A 16,335-nucleotide genomic window follows, 5' to 3' on the forward strand; every position below is an offset into this window, starting at 1 on the left:
TTCATGTTTCCTCCTTGGGTTTGTGATTCTGAGTGTCGCGCCGCAGGATATGGCCGGGACGGCGGCCCTGCGGCGGTTCGGGGTAGACTTGCACGCCGTTGACCAGCACCGCTTCGATGCCGTCCGACGCCTGGGTAGGCGCGTCCCAGGTCGCGCGGTCGATCACGCTGTCGGCATCGAACACCACCACGTCGGCCCAGGCGCCGGCCTGCAGCAGGCCGCGGCCGGCCAGGCCGAACACCCGGGCGGGCAAGGCCGTCATCTTGGCGACGGCCTGCTCCAGGCTGACGATCCGCGCCTCGCGCACGTAGCGGCCCAGCACGCGCGTGAAAGACCCCCACAGGCGGGGATGCGGATGCGCGTCGTTCGGCAGGCCGTCGGAGCCGACCATGCAGCATTCGTGCCGGAATATCTGCCGCACCTCGGTCTCGTCCATGGCGAAATAGATCGCGCCCGCGGGCGACAGGCGCCGCGCCGCCTCGGTCTTGTCGCAGCCCCAGCGCGCGGCGATGTCGCTCAGGTATTCGCCGCTGCATTCCGGGTGCGGCGTCGACCAGGTGATGCGGATGTCGTCGATCAGGTCGGCCCGCTCGGCGATGAGGATGGTTGAACTGCCCGGGTACGGGTAGATGTCCAGCGCGACCTCCACACCGTCGGCGCGGGCGCGGTCGATATTCGCCAGCGTGGCGCGGCTGCGGCCCCAGTTGCGGGCCAGCATGCACTTGTGATGCGACAGCACGGTGGCGCATTGCGTGGCCCGCCCCACTTGCAGGACCTCGTCCACGGCGCTTTCCACTTCGTCGCCCTCGTTGCGGATGTGGCTGGTATGCAGGCAGCCATGGCGCGCCGCCACGCGCGCCAGGCCCTCCAGCTCGGCGGGCCGGGCGGCGCCGCCCGGTTCATAGGCCAGGCCCGTGCTGAAACCCACCGCCCCCGCTTCGAGCGCCTGGGCCAGCATCGCTTCCATGGCGGCCTGCTCCTGCGCCGTGGGCGTGCCGGACGGGTCGGCCATGGCGGCCAGCCGCAGGTTGGCGTGGCCGATCAGCGCCGCGACGTTGATCATCGGCTGCTGCGCGCGCAGCGTCTCGAAATAGCTGGCCATGTCGGCGAACAAGGGCGTTTCGCCCAGCAGCGCGAGCGCCGCCGCCGTATTGCCCGGCCGCGGCGCGGGCGCCCCGCTGACGCCGCAATTGCCCACCACCACCGTGGTGATGCCCTGTGAAATCTTCCAGGGTAGGCCCGGCCGCTCCACGAACATGAGGTCATCGTGGCCATGCACATCGATGAAGCCGGGCGCCACGATCTTGCCGCGCGCGTCGAGTTCGCGGCGCGCCGGCCGGCCGGCCAGGTCGCCCACCGCCGCGATGCGTTCGCCCACGATGCCGAGGTCGGCGCGGCGGCGCGCCGCGCCGCTGCCGTCGATGACCCAGCCGCCGGTGATTTTCAGATCCAGGATTGTTGCGTCGTCCATGCCTGTCGCCTGTCGCGCGCCGCCCGGCGGCGTGCGCAGTTGCCGATTGGGAAAAGCGACGAGTATCGTCCGGGATATCAATCTGTGAAAATCATTTTAGTTTATCCATCAATCTGAATTCATGATCAATCGGCTGCCCAAGCATGTCACCTTGAAGCACCTGACCGCCTTCGTCGCGGTGGCCCAGGAAACCAGCTTCACCCTCGCCGCGCGCCGGCTGTTCCAGACGCAGTCGTCGATCACCGGGCTGGTGCGCCAGCTCGAGGACGCGCTTGGCATCCAGCTCTTCACCCGCACCAGCCGGCACGTGGCGCTCACGCCCATCGGCCAGGAATTCCTGCCGCGCGTGGTGCGCCTGCTGGCCGACTTCGACGGCACCATCGAGGATGTGGTGCGCTACGGCATGCTGGAACGGGGCCGCGTCGCGGTGGCGGCGGCCCCCTCGGCCATCACCGAGATCATCGCGCCGGCGGCGGCCGGCTTCGTGCAGCGGCGGCCCGGCATTCGCCTGTATCTGCGCGACGACAACTCCGGCCGCATCCAGCGGCTGGTGGCCAGCCAGGAAGTCGATTTCGGCCTGACCAGCCATTGGGCCGACGCGCCCAGCCTGGTGTTCGAAGCGTTGCTGGAAGACCGTTTCGGCGTGCTGTACCGCGCCGACGACGAGACGCTGCGGCCGGACCGGGCCGGCTACGTCCGCTGGCCGAGCCTGGCCGGCCGCAAGCTGGTGGGAGTGGTGGACGAGACCGGCATCATGGCGCTGCTGCGCGGCCGCGCCGACTTGCCGATCGCCGCCGCGGCGCCGTTCTACGAAGCTTCCAGCACCACCTCGCAGGCGGCGCTGGTGAAGGCGGGGCTGGGCGTGGCCTTGTTGCCGGCCCTGGCGGCGCAGCGCGTGCAGGAACCACAATTGCGCTTTGCGCTGCTGGCGCGGCCGACACTGGTGCGCACGCTGTGCCTGATACGACATCGCGACCATGCCCTGGCGCCGGCCGCGCAGGAACTGATGCAGGCCCTGCGCGCCCATGTGGTGGACATGGCGCTGCCGCGCGGCTGCCGGGCAGTGCCGGCGCCGCGCGGCCAGGGGCTTACTGCAACGTCCGGGTGAACACGAACTTGCCGTCGTTCCAGTCCACCGGCACCACGTCGCGCGGCCCGAACTCGCCTTCCAGGATCAGCTTGGCGACCGGGTTTTCGATCTGCTGCTGGATGGCGCGCTTCAACGGCCGCGCGCCGAACACCGGATCGAAGCCCGCCCGCGCCAGCTCGGCCAGCGCCGCGTCGGTCACCTCCAGGCGCATTTCCTGGCGCTCCAGGCGGTCGGCCAGGCGCTTGAGCTGGATGCGCGCGATCGATTCGATATGCTGCGCTTCCAGTCCGTGGAACACCACGACCTCGTCGATGCGGTTGAGGAACTCGGGGCGGAACGACTGCTTGAGCTCGTCCCACACCACTTCCTTGATCACCTCGTAGGGCTGCCCGGTCATGCTCTGGATGTGTTGCGACCCCAGGTTGGAGGTCATCACGATGACCGTATTGCGGAAGTCCACCGTGCGCCCCTGGCCGTCGGTCAGGCGACCGTCGTCCAGCACCTGCAGCAGCACGTTGAAGACATCCGGGTGGGCCTTCTCGACCTCGTCGAGCAGCACCACGCTGTACGGCTTGCGCCGCACCGCCTCGGTCAGGTAGCCGCCTTCCTCGTAGCCCACGTATCCGGGCGGCGCGCCGATCAGGCGGGCCACCGAGTGCTTCTCCATGAACTCGCTCATGTCGATGCGGATCATGTGCTCTTCGGAATCGAACAGGAAGTCGGCCAGCGCGCGGGTGAGCTCCGTCTTGCCGACGCCGGTCGGGCCCAGGAACAGGAACGAACCGTAGGGGCGCGAGGGATCGGCCAGCCCGGCGCGCGAGCGGCGGATGGCGTCGGACACCAGGCGCACGGCCTCGTCCTGCCCGACCACCCGCTTGTGCAGGTGGTCTTCCATCTGCAGCAGCTTCTCGCGCTCGCCCTGCATCATCTTGGCCACCGGGATACCGGTGGCGCGCGACACGACCTCGGCGATTTCCTCGGCGCCCACCTGCGTGCGCAGCAGGCGCGGCTGGCCGGATTCGGCCTGGCCGCCCTGCTCGGCGCTATCAGCCGCCTGCAAGCGCGCCTCGAGCTCCGGCAGCTTGCCGTACTGCAGCTCGGCCAGTTTGTCGAACTGGCCCTTGCGCTGCAGTTCGGCCATCTCGGCGCGCACGCGGTCGATCTCTTCCTTGATGGCCTGCGTGCCCTGCACGGCGGCCTTCTCGGCTTTCCAGATTTCCTCGTAGTCGTTGTATTCGCGCTGCAGCTTCTCGAGCTCTTCCTCGATGACGGCCAGGCGGCGCTTGGAAGCGTCGTCGGTTTCCTTGCGCACCGCCTCGCGCTCGATCTTGAGCTGGATGATGCGGCGGTCGAGCTTGTCCATCACTTCCGGCTTGGAGTCGATTTCCATGCGGATGCGCGCGGCCGCCTCGTCGATCAGGTCGATGGCCTTGTCGGGCAGGAAGCGGTCGGTGATGTAGCGATGCGAAAGCTCCGCCGCGGCCACGATGGCCGGGTCGGTGATCTCGACGCCGTGGTGGATCTCGTAGCGCTCCTGCAGGCCGCGCAGGATGGCGATGGTGGACTCGACATCGGGCTCGTTGACCAGCACCTTCTGGAAGCGGCGTTCGAGCGCGGCGTCTTTCTCGATGTACTTGCGGTATTCGTCGAGCGTGGTCGCGCCGATGCAGTGCAGCTCGCCGCGCGCCAGCGCCGGCTTGAGCATGTTGCCCGCGTCGATGGCGCCCTCGGCCTTGCCGGCGCCCACCATGGTGTGCAGCTCGTCGATGAAGACGATGTTCTGGCCGTCGTCCTGCGCCAGCTCTTTCAGCACCGCCTTCAGGCGTTCCTCGAACTCGCCGCGGAACTTGGCGCCGGCCAGCAGGGCCGCCAGGTCGAGCGACAGCACGCGCTTGCCGCGCAAGGTCTCCGGCACTTCGTCGTTGACGATGCGCTGCGCCAGGCCTTCCACGATGGCGGTCTTGCCCACGCCAGGCTCGCCGATGAGCACCGGGTTGTTCTTGGTGCGGCGCTGCAGGATCTGGATGGTGCGGCGGATTTCGTCGTCGCGGCCGATGACCGGATCGAGCTTGCCCTGGCGGGCGCGGTCGGTCAGGTCGAGCGTGTACTTGGCCAGCGCCTCGCGGTTGGATTCGCCCTCGGCGGCGGAAACGCTCTCGCCGCCGCGCACCGCGTCGATGGCGGCTTCCAGGGCCTTTTTCTGCAGGCCCGCATCGCGCAGGATGGTGCCCGCCGGGCCCTTGTCGTCGGCCAGCGCCAGCAGGAACAGTTCGCTGGCGATGTAGGTATCGCCGCGGCGCGCCGCTTCCTTGTCGGTGCGCGTCAGCACGGCCTGCAGGTCGCGGCCCACCTGGACGTTCTCGCCGCCCTGCACTTGCGGCAGCGACTTCAGCGCCGAGTCGAGCGCGGGCCCGACCCGGTTGACGGCGACGCCGGCGCGCGCCAGCAGGCTGGCGGCGCCGCTGTCGGGATCGCCGAGCAGCGCCGCCAGCACATGGACGGGCTCGATGTAGGGGTGGTCGTTGCGGCCGGCCAGGCTTTGCGCGTCGGCCAGCACCTGCTGGAATTTGGTCGTGAGTTTGTCGAATCGCATAGTGGTCGCAAGGCTTGATGGGGAGCCTGACCGGCTGCTGCGCGGCGGGCTCGATGACCTGAATGTGCGGACGCGGCAAGGGTTTTTCAAGACCTGGCGACCGCCTGGACGAGGCGCGGGCCTGTGCCTCCAGCATAGACCGTTCGCGCCGCCGCCGCCACCGCGCGCCCCTTGGCATGCGCCGGCCCGGCCCCGGACGCGGTTCGGCATCATCTCCGCCAGGGAATACAATAGGGTTTCCTGTTCATTTGCTGCCAAGCACCGGCTCGCATCAGGGCTTGAGCAACATAAGGTAAATCATGCAAAAACGAGTCCCCCTGCCGCCGGATTCGCCCCACTGCTCCACCTGCATGCTCGGTCATGTCTGCATTCCCGTCGGCATGGCTGCCAACGAGGTCGAGCAGCTCGACGAGCTCGTGCAAGAGCGCGTGCGGGTCGACAAGGGCAAATCCCTCTATACCCTGCAAGACCCGCTCGACGCGGTCTACAGCCTGCGCTACGGCAGCATAAAGACCCAGATCGAGGACGCGGCCGGCCACGTCCAGATCACCGGTTTCCACCTGCCCGGCGAGGTCGTCGGCCTGGACGGCATGCTCGAAGGCAAGCACGTCTCGACCGCGCTGGCCATGGAAGACTCCGAGGTCTGCGTCATCCGCCTGTCACAGATCGACCACGTGGCCAGCCACCTGCCGTCGCTGCAGCACCAGTTCCGCCGCCTCATGAGCCGTGAGCTGGGCCGCTCGTACCAGATGCTCGCCTCGCTGGGCGCCATGCGCTCCGAACAGCGCCTGGCCGCCTTCCTGCTGAACCTGTCGCAGCGCTACGCGGCGCTGGGCTACTCCTCCACCGAGTTCGTGCTGCGCATGAGCCGCGAGGAAATCGGCAACTACCTGGGCCTGACCCTGGAAACAGCCAGCCGCCTATTTTCGCGTTTTGCACGCGAAGGTTTGATCCGCATCAATCAACGTGAAGTTCGTTTGCTCGACGTACCGGCCCTGAAGCAGTTGCTGGGCCAGGAACACTGCTGAGCGTCGCGCCGCCCATGCGTACCCGCCGTCCCCGCCTGCGTTCGCGTACGTGGGTGGCGGCCGGGCTGGCCATGGCCCTGGCCGGTCCGTCGGGCATGGCCCGCGCCCAGACCCCGCTGCCGCCTCCCTACAACTACGACGAGCCGCTGCCGCGCGCGCCGCGCCCCGCGCCGCCCTGGCAGGACCTTGCCCTGGGCCCGGAGGGCCAGCGCTACCGCATGCCGGTGTATGCCAACCGCAAGCTGGGCGGCAAGCTGGATACGGTGCGGCGCGCCATCGTCGTGCTGCACAGCGCCCGCCGCGACGCCAGCCGCCACTACCAGGACATTGCCGCACTGGTCGAGCGCGATCCGGCGCGGCGGGCCGACACGCTGATCCTGGCGCTGGAGTTCCCCGCTCCGATCGACGCGGCCTTCGCCGGCCGCCCGGCCTGGCGCCGCAACAGCTGGGAGAACGGCGCCGACAGCGTGCGGGCGTCCGGACGGCCGGCGCCCGTCAGCGCATTCCAGGTGCTGGACGACGTCCTGCGCTGGCTGGCCGGGCGCGAGCGCCTGCCGGCGCTGGCCGACATCGTGCTGGCCGGCCACGGCAGCGGCGCGCAACTATTGCAGCGCTACGCGGTGCTCAACGATATCGACGGCCAGGTGCGCCGGGCCGGCCTGGGGCTGCGCTACGTGATCGCCAATGCGCCGTCCTACCTGTACCTGACCAATGAGCGGCCGCGCCGCAACGGCTCTGGCTACGCCCCGTACGAGCGCGGCATCTGCCCCACCTACAACCAGTATCCGTATGGGCCGCAGCAGTTGCCCGCCTATGCGGCCGATCAGGACCCGGCCAGCCTGTACGTGCGCTACGCCGCGCGCGACGTGGTGTACCTGCTGGGCAGCGCCGACACCAACCCCGAGGACCACGGGCTCGACAAGCGCTGCGGCGCCGAGGCGCAAGGCGCCACGCGGCTGTCGCGCGGCCTGGGCTACGTGCGCTACGACCTGCTGTTGGCCGGCCGCGGCACCCGCCGCGTCACGCTGGCGCACGAGCAGCAGCAGGTCATGGGCGTCGGCCACGAAAGCGCCGCCATGTTCGGCTCGCTGTGCGGCACGCGCGCCCTGCTCGGCGACGCCGCCCGCACCGCGACCGATGCGGCCGCCTGCCAGCCGGTCGACCGCGCCGCCTCGCGCTAGGGGGAGCGCATCCGGCGCATCAAGCCGAGCTGCCCGGCGGCTTCGTCGTCGCGGAACCCCCGCCCTGGCGCAGCGGCTGCAACAGCCCGGCCAGGCCGTTGTGGTCCAGTTCATGCATCAGCGCCAGCAGCCGGCCGATTTCCCCGGGCGGGAAACCCTTGCGCGCGAACCATGCCAGGTACGGCCCGGGCAGGTCGGCGATGAGGCGGCCCTGGTACTTGCCGTAGGGCATTTCGCGGCTGACCAGCAGTTCAAGGTCGCGCGGGTTCATCGACGTCCTGCCAGTCGAGCGGCCAGCCGTTTTGCAGCACGTTCTGCAGCCACAGGGTGCAGGCCAGCGTCTTGGAATCGGTGACCAGGCCGGTGCGGCAGGCGTCGTACAAGTCGTGCGGAATGGCCGCGTGCGTGTCGAGGAATTCGTCCTGGTCCAGCCGGGCCGGGCCGGCGACCAGGTCGCGGGCGAAGAAGATGTGGATGACCTCGGTGGAATATGAGATCGCCAGGTGCATGGCGCCCGCCTTCGCCCACTGGCGGGCCGTGTAGCCGGTTTCCTCGATCAGTTCGCGGCGCGCGCAGGCCAGCGGGTCCTCGCCCGGGTCCAACTTGCCGGCGGGGAATTCGGTCATGACGCGGCCCATGGGGTGCCGGTACTGGCGCTCCAGCAGTACCCGCCCATCGTCCAGCAGCGGGATCACGACCACCGCGCCGGGGTGCAGGATGTACTCGCGCTGGCCCAGGCGGCCGTCGGGCAGCCGCACGGTGTCGCGGCGCGCCTTCAGGAAAGCGCCTTCGAACAGGGTCTGGCTCTCGACCAGGGTCTCGATCAGGTGCGCGTCTTCGTCGGGTTCGATCATGGCATGTGCGGCCGGCAGTGGAGTCAGCCGGCCAGCTTACCATCCGCGCCGGCCCTGCTACTGCTGGCCGCGGCGCGCCTCGAGGTCCTTCAGGCAGGCAGCCACGCCGATCTGCAGCTGTTCGTTGCCGATGGCTTCGCGATCGACTTTGTTGCGGCAGCGCTGGTATTGCTCGATGCTTTGCGGGGTATCGCGCACGGCGGGCGCCGCGCCGGCCTGCGGCTGCTCGGTGATGCGCAGCGTCGACGGCGGCGACTTGCTGCCGTCGGTCGAGGGGAACGAGTATTCCTGCGCCGGCTGCGCCTGGGCCACGCCCAGCGGACCCAGCAGGCACGCCAGGGCAAGGCCGGAAATCGCGAGTATCTTCATGACGATGCTTCCTCGTAGGTCTCTGGCGGACGCCGGACCGGGCATCCGTGCCAAGCCGGTATCGTAACGTCGCGCCGGCCCGCGGTGGTGCCAAACCGCAACAATCGCAAGGGGCTGTTAACCTGGCGGCCGCATGCCGCATACTGTGCGCCATCGACCGCCCCGGGAAAGCGCATGATTCTGCTGGATACCTACTTCGAGCGCACGCTGGAGGCCTGGCAGCGCGAGTACGCCGGCGGCGCCTGGCGCGGCGCCACGCTGGAAGGCTGGCTGTTCGAGGACCGCGCCGCGCGCCGCACGGCCGAGGGCCGCCTGGCGCGCGCCGGCGTGGCGGCGCGGCTGCGCAGCGCCTACAAGCCGCTGCTGCATTTCTTTCTGGAAGAAGTCGAGCTCGCCGGCCTGGCGAGTGCCACCGTGCATTACCCGGTGCATCCGCTGGCCCGGCCCAACCGCTTCACGCTGGAAGCCTACCCGCTGGTCGACCTGCTGGCGGGCGCGACGCTGCGCTTCGTAGCCGGCACCGCCGACCTGCATTACCGGATCGAGCTGCGCTACGCCGACGGCCGGCAGGCGCAGGCCAGCGTGTTCGCGCCGAATGCCGCCGGCAGCGCCGACGACGGCACGCCGCTGCTATCGCCCACCGGCTGGCTGCGGCTGCGCGATGCCGGCGGCGCCATGGTGGAGGACGCGGCCTGCGACACGGAATGGCGCGCCGCGTTCGACGCGGCGGTCCAAGCGGTGCGCAGCCACCCCTGGAGCCATGAGGCGCCGCATTTCGAACGCCTCGACATCCGCGTCGACATTCCCGGCATGGAGTTCGACGCCGGCGGCGACGCCGGCCTGGTCAGCACTTACGAAGCGCTGCATGAAGACCTGTATTTCACGCTGATCGAGTACTTCCAGCGCCATGCCGGCCTGCCGCCGGGCGACCGCCGGCTGCGGCCCGGGCAGATCGTGCCCGACGTGCGCCCCGCGGCGGGACCGGCGCGGGTGCGCGTGGCGCTGCGGCCCTTCGCCAGACCGGTGTCCGAGCCTGCGGCCGTGCCGCCGCTCGACCTGGCGCGCGCCGAGGCGCCGCTCGAGCCCGCCCAGATCGCCGCCCACATGGCGGCGCTGGGCGGCGAGCCGTTCCAGGCGCAGTCGCGCCAGGGCCGGCCGGTGCTGGGGGCCTATTTCGCCGGGCCGGGCCCGGCGGTGTTCATTTCCGGCGCACAGCACGCCAACGAGACCTCCGGCGTGGTGGGCGCGCTGCGCGCCGCCCAGGCGCTGCGGGCGGCCGGCCCGGCCCACTTCGCCCTGGTGGCGGCCGAGAATCCGGACGGCTATGCGCTGCACCGCGAGCTGTGCGGCCAGCACCCGCGCCACATGCACCATGCGGCGCGCTACAGCGCGCTGGGCGACGACATCGCCTACCGCAGCGGCGAGCCCGTCTGGGAGCAGGCGGCGCGCCGCCACGCCCTCGCCCGCAGCGGCGCGCGCCTGCACATCAACCTGCACGGCTATCCGGCGCACGAATGGACGCGCCCGCTGTCGGGCTACCTGCCGCGCCAGTTCGAATCCTGGACCCTGCCCAAGGGCTTCTTCCTGCTGTTGCGCCATCACCCCGGCTGGGGCGAAGCGGCGCAGCAGCTCATGGACGGCATCGCCATGCGCCTGGCGCGGGTGCCGGACCTGGTGGCGTTCAACGCGCGACAGGCCGCGCGCTACCGCGCGCACGCACTGGAAGCCGGCTTCGACACGCGCCACGGCATTGCCTGCGTGGTGGCCGAGAGCAGCGTGGAAATGGCGCCGCTGTCGCTGATCTCGGAATTCCCCGACGAAACGGTGTACGGGGCCGCCTTCCGCTACGCCCATACGGTGCAGATGGAAACCGTGCTGGCCGCCGTGGCGGTGTATCAGGAACTGGCGCCCAGGTGCGCCAGCTTGTCCGGGTTGCGCACCATGTAGAGCGCGGCGATGCGGCCGTCGCGGATCTCCAGCGAGATCGCGCGCGGCAACCCGTCGGGCTCGGTGACGACCAGGCCGGGCATGCCGTTGAGCCAGGCCAGGCGGGCCGCCAGCGTGCGGCTGCTGTCCTTGTGCGCGATCCCGGCGAAGAACCGGGCGATCTTGGCGCCGCCGCGGATGGGACGCAGCGTCGCCAGCTTGCGGCCGCCGCCGTCGGTGTGCAGCACGGCGTCCTCGGCCAGCAGTTGCTGCAAGGCCGCCAGGTCGCCGTCGCGCGAAGCCCGCAGGAATGCCTCGGCCAGCCGCTGGGCGTCCTGCTGGCTGGCGCCGAAGCGCGGCCGGGCCTCGCGCACGCGGGCGCGCGCTCGCGCAGCGAGCTGCCGGCACGCGGCCGCGTCGCGCTCCAGAATGGCGGCAATCTCCGCGTAGGGCACATCGAACACATCGTGCAGCAGGAACGCCGCCCGCTCGGCCGGCGCCAGCCGCTCGAGTGCCAGCATCAGCGCCATCGACAAGTCCAGCGCGTACGGCCCGGCGCCCATGCCGGCATACTGCTCGGCATCGGGCAGCGGCTCGGGCAGCCACTGGCCCACATACTGCTCGCGCTGCACGCGCGCCGATTTCAGGTGGTCCAGGCACAGGCGCGTGACCACCCGCGACAGGAAGGCGCGCGGCTCGCGCACCTGGACGCGGTCGGCCGTGCGCCAGCGCAGCCAGGCGTCCTGCACGATGTCCTCCGCTTCCGACCACGAACCCAGCATGCGATAAGCCAGGCCCAGCAGGTGGCGGCGGTGCGGCGCGAAATCGTCCTGGGCGGCGGACGCGTGGCCGGCGGCGGGCGGCTGGGTCTGCATGGCGGCGCGTCAGTCCTGCGGATGCTGCGAGCGGAAGCCGACCGCAATGCGGTTCCAGGTGTTGATGGTGCAGATCGCCACCGTCAGGCGGGTCTGCTCGGCCGGCGAAAAGTGCGCGTTCAGCAAGGCGTAGTCGGCGTCGGGCGCCTGGGTGTCGGGCAGCCGCGTCAGGGCCTCCGTCCAGGCCAGCGCCGCGCGCTCGCGCTCGCTGTACAGCGACGACTCGCGCCAGGCCGCCAGCAGGTGCAGGCGCACTTCGGTCTCGCCGTGCTTGCGCGCGTCGGCGGTGTGCATGTGCAGGCAATAGGCGCAGCCGTTGATCTGCGAGGCGCGGATCTTCACCAGTTCGATCAGGCTGTGCTCCAGGCCGCAATCGTCGACGTAGGCCTGCAGCGCGAGCACGGCGCGCATGGCCTGGGGATCGGCCTGGTGGGGATTGAGACGGGGGGTCATGCGGAACTCCTTGGTCGGACGGCGCCGGACGGGCGCCCTTGCATACATGACGAGCCAGCATGATGCGTTGTGACAACGCGTCCCGCCGATTATGTAACAACACGCGGCACGGCAACGCGGCTTGCCGTACGCCCGGTAACAACCATGGCGCGGCCGGCGGGCTATCTTCGGAGAGCCGCAATGTTGCAAAGGACCCCGCATGAAAGCCACTGCGCCGCTCTCCCTCCTGGTTGCCGCCACGCTGGCGGCCTGCACCGGCCCGCAGGACGCCGCGCCGCCCCAGCCCAGGCAGGGCCCCGCCCTGGCTGCCGGCCAGGGCGACGGCCACAACGCGCGCAATGCGCTGGACTGGGCCGGCGCCTACGAAGGCACGCTGCCCTGCGCCGACTGCCCCGGCATCCAGACCCGCCTGGTGCTGATGGATCATGGCGCCTACGAGCTGCAGACCCGCTACCTGGACCGCCAGCCCCACCCCACCGTGGTCCGGGGCACTTTCACCTGGCAGCCCGACGGCAGCACCATCCAGCTCGACAAGGCGGGCGACGGGCAGCGCTATTTCGTGGCCGAGGGACGCCTGATCCAGCTGTACCAGGACGGCACGCGCCCAAGCGGGCCGCTGGCGCCGCATTACGTGCTGACGCAGCAGCGCTAGGACCGGTTCAGGCTAAAAGGCCTGCACGAGCCGCTTCTAGGCCTGCATGCCATGGCGCGCCCGCCAGGCGCGCAATTGCTCGCGGTACTGCTCCATGGCGTCGTCGTACAGGTCGTAGACACAGGGGATGCAGCCGCTCTGGCAGCAGTCGCCCGGCTCCGGCGGGGTCGGCGGCACGGGTGGCGGATCCTCGGCCAGGGCGGGGGCGCCGCGGGAAGGCTGATTCTCGGTCATCGCCTTATTATCGCGCGCGGCCGGCGGTGGTAATCTGGCCGGCATTGCCGCAGCCTTGAATCCCATGTCCGACACCCAGTTCTGGCGCGACCCGCGCCTGCCTTATGTCGAAAGCCGGCGCGCCGTCCATAGCCGCGCCTGCTACGCCGCCCACACCCACGACACCGTCTCGGTCGGCGCGGTCGACAGCGGCGGCAGCGTCTTCACCAGCGGCGCCCTGCGGCGGCGCCTGCGGCCCGGCAGCCTGGTCATGGTGCCGGCCCATTGCGCCCACGCCTGCAACCCGGACGCCGATGCCTGGAGCTACCAGATGCTGCACCTGGATGCCGGCTGGGTCGCCGCCCTGCTGCGCGAGACGACGCCCGACGCGCCGCTGCCCGCGCAGCCCTGCGTCAGCGATGCGCGCACCGCCTACCAGCGCTTCTGCGAACTGAACGCGCTGCTGTTTTCCGCCGCGGCGCCGGCCGACAAGGAAGCCGCCCTGGTGCTGTACGTGGGCGGCCGCTCGTGGCTGGGCCGGCCGCCGCGCCAGGCCGCCCCGCGCCTGGCGCCGGCCGGCCTGCGGCGGGTCGAGGCCCTGTTGCGCGAGGCGCGCGGCCAGGCGCTGCCGCTGGCAGAGCTGGCCGCGCTGGCGGGCATGAACCGCTACCGCTTCATCCGCGCCTTCCGCGCCGCCACCGGCATGACCCCGCACGCCTACCAGCTCGACCTGCGCATCGTGCAGGCGCGCCGCCTGTTGCGCGACGGCCAGAGCCTGAGCCGCATCGCCCAGGACCTGGGCTTCGCCGACCAGAGCCATTTCCAGCGGGCGTTCAAGCAGCGCGTGGCCGCCACGCCGGGCGCTTATCGCCGGGCCGGCGCCTGACCCTGCGGCGCCGCCGCGCATTTTTCTTCAATACACGCGCCGCGCCCGCGGCCAGAATCGCCTCCGATCAGCGAGGGGCGACATGGCAATTTCGTGGCAACAATTCATCGTGGTGGCGGGCGCGCATTTCCTGGCGCTGCTCAGCCCCGGACCCGACTTTTTCCTGATCGTGCGCGGCGCGCTGCTGCATGGCTGGCGCAAGACGGCCGCCGTGTGCCTGGGCATCGCGGCGGCCAACGGGGTGTTCATCGCGCTGGCCATCGGCGGCTTCGCGGCGCTGCGCCCGGGCAGCCCGCTGTTCCATTCGCTGCAGGCCGCAGGCTGCCTGTACCTGGGCTACCTGGGCATCCTGTTCATCCGGCATGCCCGCGCGGCCGATACCGCGCTGCGGGCCGCGGCCGCCGGCGGCGGCGCGGCCCCGCCCTCCTGGCCAAGGCGCTTCGCCGCCGGCTTCGGCTCGGGCATCCTGAACCCCAAGAACGCCCTGTTCTACGCCAGCCTGTTCGCCCTGCTGGCGGGCGAACGCGCGCCTGCCGGGACGCAGCTCGCCTACGGCCTGTGGATGTTCGCCGCGGTGCTGGGCTGGGACCTGCTGGTGGCCGCCGGCATCGGCCATCCGGCCGTCATGGCCCGCTGCGCCCGCTACAGCGTGGCGGTCGAGCGCGGCACCGGGGCAGTCCTGCTGGCGATCGCGGCGGGCGGATTGTGGCTGCTGGCCGAATCCGTCATGCCGGCGTGGCTGGCGTCCGCGGCCCAGTAGCCGCAGACCAGCGCGTCGGGGCGCGCGCTGGCGCTGACGCGCGCCGAGACGTCCCAGGCGTCCATGCGCACCCGCAGGCCCGCATAGACCCCGTGGCCAGGGCCGGCCAGGATGCGGCCGCCCGCCTCGATGCCCTCGCCCACCCGGATCGCGCCGTCGGCGATCACGTCGCCGCCGGCCTTGATGCCCCATTCAGCCTGCAGATGGTCGCCGCACACGACCGAGCCGGCGGCCAGGATGCCGCGGCCCGCCTGCACTTCCTGGTGGGCCCGCACATCGCCGTCGGTCTTGATGCCCTGGGCGCAATACAGCGCCGCGCCGATGTCCAGGCCCTGGGTCGCCAGCACCGGGCCGCCGGCGCGCAGTTCCTGCCCGGTGCGCACGTCCCAGGCGGCGCGCAGCCCGCCGCCGCAATGCAGGCGCGTGCCCGCGCACACGCCCCAGCCGGCATGGATATCGCCGCCCGCCCGGATCTCGCCGTCGCAGACGATGCTGCCACGCGCGTCGATATCCTCGCCGGCCACGATGGCCGTGCCGGCGCGCACTCCGCCGCCGGTCACGATGCGCCGTCCGGCCCGCACCACCGTGTCGACGCTGATGCCCTGGCGCGCCACCACGGTGCCGGCGAATACGATGGCGGCCGCATCGATGGCCTCGACCTGCAGCACGCCGTCGGTCGGGCCGAACTGGTCCAGCAGCCAGCAGGCATCGTCGACGCGGCCGTCCGCCACCAGGGCATCCAGGACGGCCTGGTAGTCGCCCTGGCCATGGTGATCGCGCAGGAACCACTTATAGCCGCTGGCGCAGGGGTTCTTGGCTTTGACGAAGTTCTTGGTAAGTTGCATGACGCTACACGCTCTGAATGAGTTGCCGGCCCCCGTCCGGTCGCCGCGTGGCAGTGGCAGCGGCCCCGGCCCGCGCGCGGCATGGCGTGCGGGCCCTGGGACAACCGGAATGCGGGGAAAGGATGCGGACGGCCCGCGCGGGCCGCGCCGATTAGCCGGGTTTGGCGCGCGCGTAGGCCGAGCGCACCGCCACGTCGTGCGAACCGATCAGGGTCGGACGATGCGTGGCCAGGTGGGCGCGCAGGGCGAAATAGGCGGAAGACGCGGGGTGGGTCATGACGGCGGCATGCTACCACTCCCAGCAGGTCCGTCAAGCGGGGCCGGCGCGCGGCCGCCGGCATGCGCCCGCCTGGGGCGCCCGCGCTACTCCCCCAGCCAGCGGAACGCCCGCCGCAGCTCGGCCGCGCCGTCGCGCTCGTACCAGCGGCCGTGCGCCAGGATCACGCGCTCCGGGTCCCAGGCGATCATCTGGTCCACGGCGGCGCGCAGCTCGGCGCGCCGCCGCGCGAAGGTCAGGCGCATGTCGCGCGGCATCTGGCCGTCCGGGTCCTGGGTGCCGCCCAGCCGGGTCAGCCAGCGGGCGAAGCGCGACTCGAGCTTGCCGGGCTCGAAGTTCTCGATCAGGTCGGTGAGGATCAGCGTGCGGCTGGCGTGGTGGAAGAACTCCACCTCGGTCAGGTAGCTGCCGGCGATCGGCAGCGTGGCGAGTTCGGCGTCCCACGGATAACCAGCCGGCTCGGCCAGCGGCAGTGCGGGGAAATCGATGTGGCGGCCCGCCTGTTCGCGCACGCGCGGCGCCAGGTAGACGGCCGCCTCGGCGAATGCTTCGCGCCACTGCGGCACCCACCAATAATGGATGCGGCTGGGCGCGATGATCCAGCGCGGCCGGCCGCGTTTCTGGATGGCGTCACGCAGCTCGGGCACGAGCGCGGTGGGCGAATGGATGAACAGGTCGTCGCGGCCCAGCCGCAGCACCGTCATGCGCGTCGGAAAGCGCATCTTGGGCCACGGCGGGCCGTAGCGGATCACCGGGCCGTCGACGACCCACACCGCATCGGCCACCGGCTTGAGCGTGTTGATGGGCGCATACAGCAGGCGCCCATCGTCGCGCGGATGCCCGCCCATGGCGGCTGGCGCGG

General features: G+C 70.9%; 18 protein-coding genes. 7 read left to right on the forward strand and 11 right to left on the reverse strand.

The genetic code is table 11. The features are described from left to right. Position 1 precedes the first annotated feature (1 nt). Positions 2 to 1,471 (reverse strand): N-acyl-D-amino-acid deacylase family protein, encoded by a 1,470-nt coding sequence (locus ACKTT0_RS23845; protein WP_407852198.1) that lies wholly within the window; start codon positions 1,469 to 1,471, stop codon positions 2 to 4. A 124-nt stretch (positions 1,472 to 1,595) separates the two neighbouring features. Between ACKTT0_RS23845 and ACKTT0_RS23850 the strand changes: the two genes are divergently transcribed. After that, positions 1,596 to 2,579 (forward strand): LysR family transcriptional regulator, encoded by a 984-nt coding sequence (locus tag ACKTT0_RS23850; RefSeq protein WP_407852495.1) that lies wholly within the window; start codon positions 1,596 to 1,598, stop codon positions 2,577 to 2,579. Here the strand turns inward: ACKTT0_RS23850 and clpB are convergent. Beyond that, positions 2,560 to 5,154 carry an ATP-dependent chaperone ClpB gene (gene clpB / locus ACKTT0_RS23855; protein WP_407852199.1) on the reverse strand — a complete coding sequence of 865 codons (2,595 nt, stop codon included), beginning with the start codon at positions 5,152 to 5,154 and terminating at the stop codon, positions 2,560 to 2,562. The genes ACKTT0_RS23850 and clpB overlap by 20 nt on opposite strands. A 299-nt stretch (positions 5,155 to 5,453) precedes the next feature. Between clpB and ACKTT0_RS23860 the strand changes: the two genes are divergently transcribed. Together ACKTT0_RS23860 and ACKTT0_RS23865 are read left to right on the forward strand one after the other, a co-directional pair. Next, positions 5,454 to 6,182, forward strand: a complete 729-nt coding sequence (locus ACKTT0_RS23860) for a helix-turn-helix domain-containing protein (protein ID WP_407852200.1) — start codon at positions 5,454 to 5,456, stop codon at positions 6,180 to 6,182. A gap of 14 nt (positions 6,183 to 6,196) precedes the next feature. Beyond that, positions 6,197 to 7,363 (forward strand): hypothetical protein, encoded by a 1,167-nt coding sequence (locus ACKTT0_RS23865; protein WP_407852201.1) that lies wholly within the window; start codon positions 6,197 to 6,199, stop codon positions 7,361 to 7,363. A gap of 19 nt (positions 7,364 to 7,382) precedes the next feature. Here the strand turns inward: ACKTT0_RS23865 and ACKTT0_RS23870 are convergent, their stop codons facing one another. The 3 genes from ACKTT0_RS23870 to ACKTT0_RS23880 are packed head-to-tail and all read right to left on the reverse strand — an operon-like array spanning position 7,383 to position 8,586. After that, positions 7,383 to 7,634 carry a DUF3820 family protein gene (locus ACKTT0_RS23870; protein ID WP_407852202.1) on the reverse strand — a complete coding sequence of 84 codons (252 nt, stop codon included), beginning with the start codon at positions 7,632 to 7,634 and terminating at the stop codon, positions 7,383 to 7,385. After that, complete coding sequence (locus ACKTT0_RS23875) at positions 7,615 to 8,217, reverse strand: NUDIX domain-containing protein (RefSeq protein ID WP_407852203.1); 603 nt, start codon at positions 8,215 to 8,217, stop codon at positions 7,615 to 7,617. Before ACKTT0_RS23875 ends, ACKTT0_RS23870 begins: the two co-directional genes overlap by 20 nt. 57 nt (positions 8,218 to 8,274) lie before the next feature. Next, complete coding sequence (locus ACKTT0_RS23880; RefSeq protein ID WP_407852204.1) at positions 8,275 to 8,586, reverse strand: hypothetical protein; 312 nt, start codon at positions 8,584 to 8,586, stop codon at positions 8,275 to 8,277. Positions 8,587 to 8,760: 174 nt separating this feature from the next. Between ACKTT0_RS23880 and ACKTT0_RS23885 the strand changes: the two genes are divergently transcribed. Next, a complete protein-coding gene (locus ACKTT0_RS23885; protein ID WP_407852205.1) occupies positions 8,761 to 10,533 on the forward strand; it encodes a peptidase M14 in 1,773 nt (590 codons plus the stop codon). Here the strand turns inward: ACKTT0_RS23885 and ACKTT0_RS23890 are convergent. Together ACKTT0_RS23890 and ACKTT0_RS23895 are read right to left on the reverse strand one after the other, a co-directional pair. Next, positions 10,482 to 11,387 carry a sigma-70 family RNA polymerase sigma factor gene (locus ACKTT0_RS23890; protein ID WP_407852206.1) on the reverse strand — a complete coding sequence of 302 codons (906 nt, stop codon included), beginning with the start codon at positions 11,385 to 11,387 and terminating at the stop codon, positions 10,482 to 10,484. The two genes, ACKTT0_RS23885 and ACKTT0_RS23890, sit on opposite strands and share 52 nt — an antisense overlap. A 9-nt stretch (positions 11,388 to 11,396) precedes the next feature. After that, a complete protein-coding gene (locus ACKTT0_RS23895; RefSeq protein ID WP_407852207.1) occupies positions 11,397 to 11,840 on the reverse strand; it encodes a carboxymuconolactone decarboxylase family protein in 444 nt (147 codons plus the stop codon). A gap of 199 nt (positions 11,841 to 12,039) precedes the next feature. Between ACKTT0_RS23895 and ACKTT0_RS23900 the strand changes: the two genes are divergently transcribed. After that, complete coding sequence (locus tag ACKTT0_RS23900) at positions 12,040 to 12,492, forward strand: copper resistance protein NlpE (protein WP_407852208.1); 453 nt, start codon at positions 12,040 to 12,042, stop codon at positions 12,490 to 12,492. Positions 12,493 to 12,528: 36 nt separating this feature from the next. On the opposite strand, the gene ACKTT0_RS23905 is transcribed toward ACKTT0_RS23900, so the two are convergent. Continuing rightward, a complete protein-coding gene (locus tag ACKTT0_RS23905; RefSeq protein ID WP_407852209.1) occupies positions 12,529 to 12,726 on the reverse strand; it encodes an oxidoreductase-like domain-containing protein in 198 nt (65 codons plus the stop codon). A gap of 64 nt (positions 12,727 to 12,790) precedes the next feature. On the opposite strand from ACKTT0_RS23905, the gene ACKTT0_RS23910 reads away from it, so the two are divergent. Both ACKTT0_RS23910 and ACKTT0_RS23915 read left to right on the forward strand, forming a co-directional pair. Further along, positions 12,791 to 13,591, forward strand: a complete 801-nt coding sequence (locus ACKTT0_RS23910) for an AraC family transcriptional regulator (protein WP_407852210.1) — start codon at positions 12,791 to 12,793, stop codon at positions 13,589 to 13,591. An 82-nt stretch (positions 13,592 to 13,673) separates the two neighbouring features. Next, positions 13,674 to 14,351: a LysE family translocator gene (locus tag ACKTT0_RS23915; RefSeq protein WP_407852211.1), complete on the forward strand. Its 678-nt coding sequence runs from the start codon at positions 13,674 to 13,676 to the stop codon at positions 14,349 to 14,351. Here ACKTT0_RS23915 and ACKTT0_RS23920 read toward each other — a convergent pair. The 3 genes from ACKTT0_RS23920 to ACKTT0_RS23930 form a co-directional block, all read right to left on the reverse strand. Beyond that, positions 14,234 to 15,196 carry a hypothetical protein gene (locus tag ACKTT0_RS23920; RefSeq protein WP_407852212.1) on the reverse strand — a complete coding sequence of 321 codons (963 nt, stop codon included), beginning with the start codon at positions 15,194 to 15,196 and terminating at the stop codon, positions 14,234 to 14,236. The genes ACKTT0_RS23915 and ACKTT0_RS23920 overlap by 118 nt on opposite strands. A 151-nt stretch (positions 15,197 to 15,347) precedes the next feature. After that, on the reverse strand, positions 15,348 to 15,473 hold the full coding sequence (locus tag ACKTT0_RS23925; RefSeq protein WP_269321379.1) for a hypothetical protein: 126 nt from the start codon (positions 15,471 to 15,473) through the stop codon (positions 15,348 to 15,350). Between the two features lie 86 nt (positions 15,474 to 15,559). Then, on the reverse strand, positions 15,560 to 16,321 hold the full coding sequence (locus tag ACKTT0_RS23930; RefSeq protein WP_407852213.1) for a DUF4336 domain-containing protein: 762 nt from the start codon (positions 16,319 to 16,321) through the stop codon (positions 15,560 to 15,562). Between the last annotated feature and the right edge of the window lie 14 nt (positions 16,322 to 16,335).

Source organism: Bordetella saccharivorans, from assembly GCF_045862855.1.
In the GTDB taxonomy this organism is placed as follows: Bacteria; Pseudomonadota; Gammaproteobacteria; order Burkholderiales; family Burkholderiaceae_B; genus Bordetella_A; species Bordetella_A petrii_F.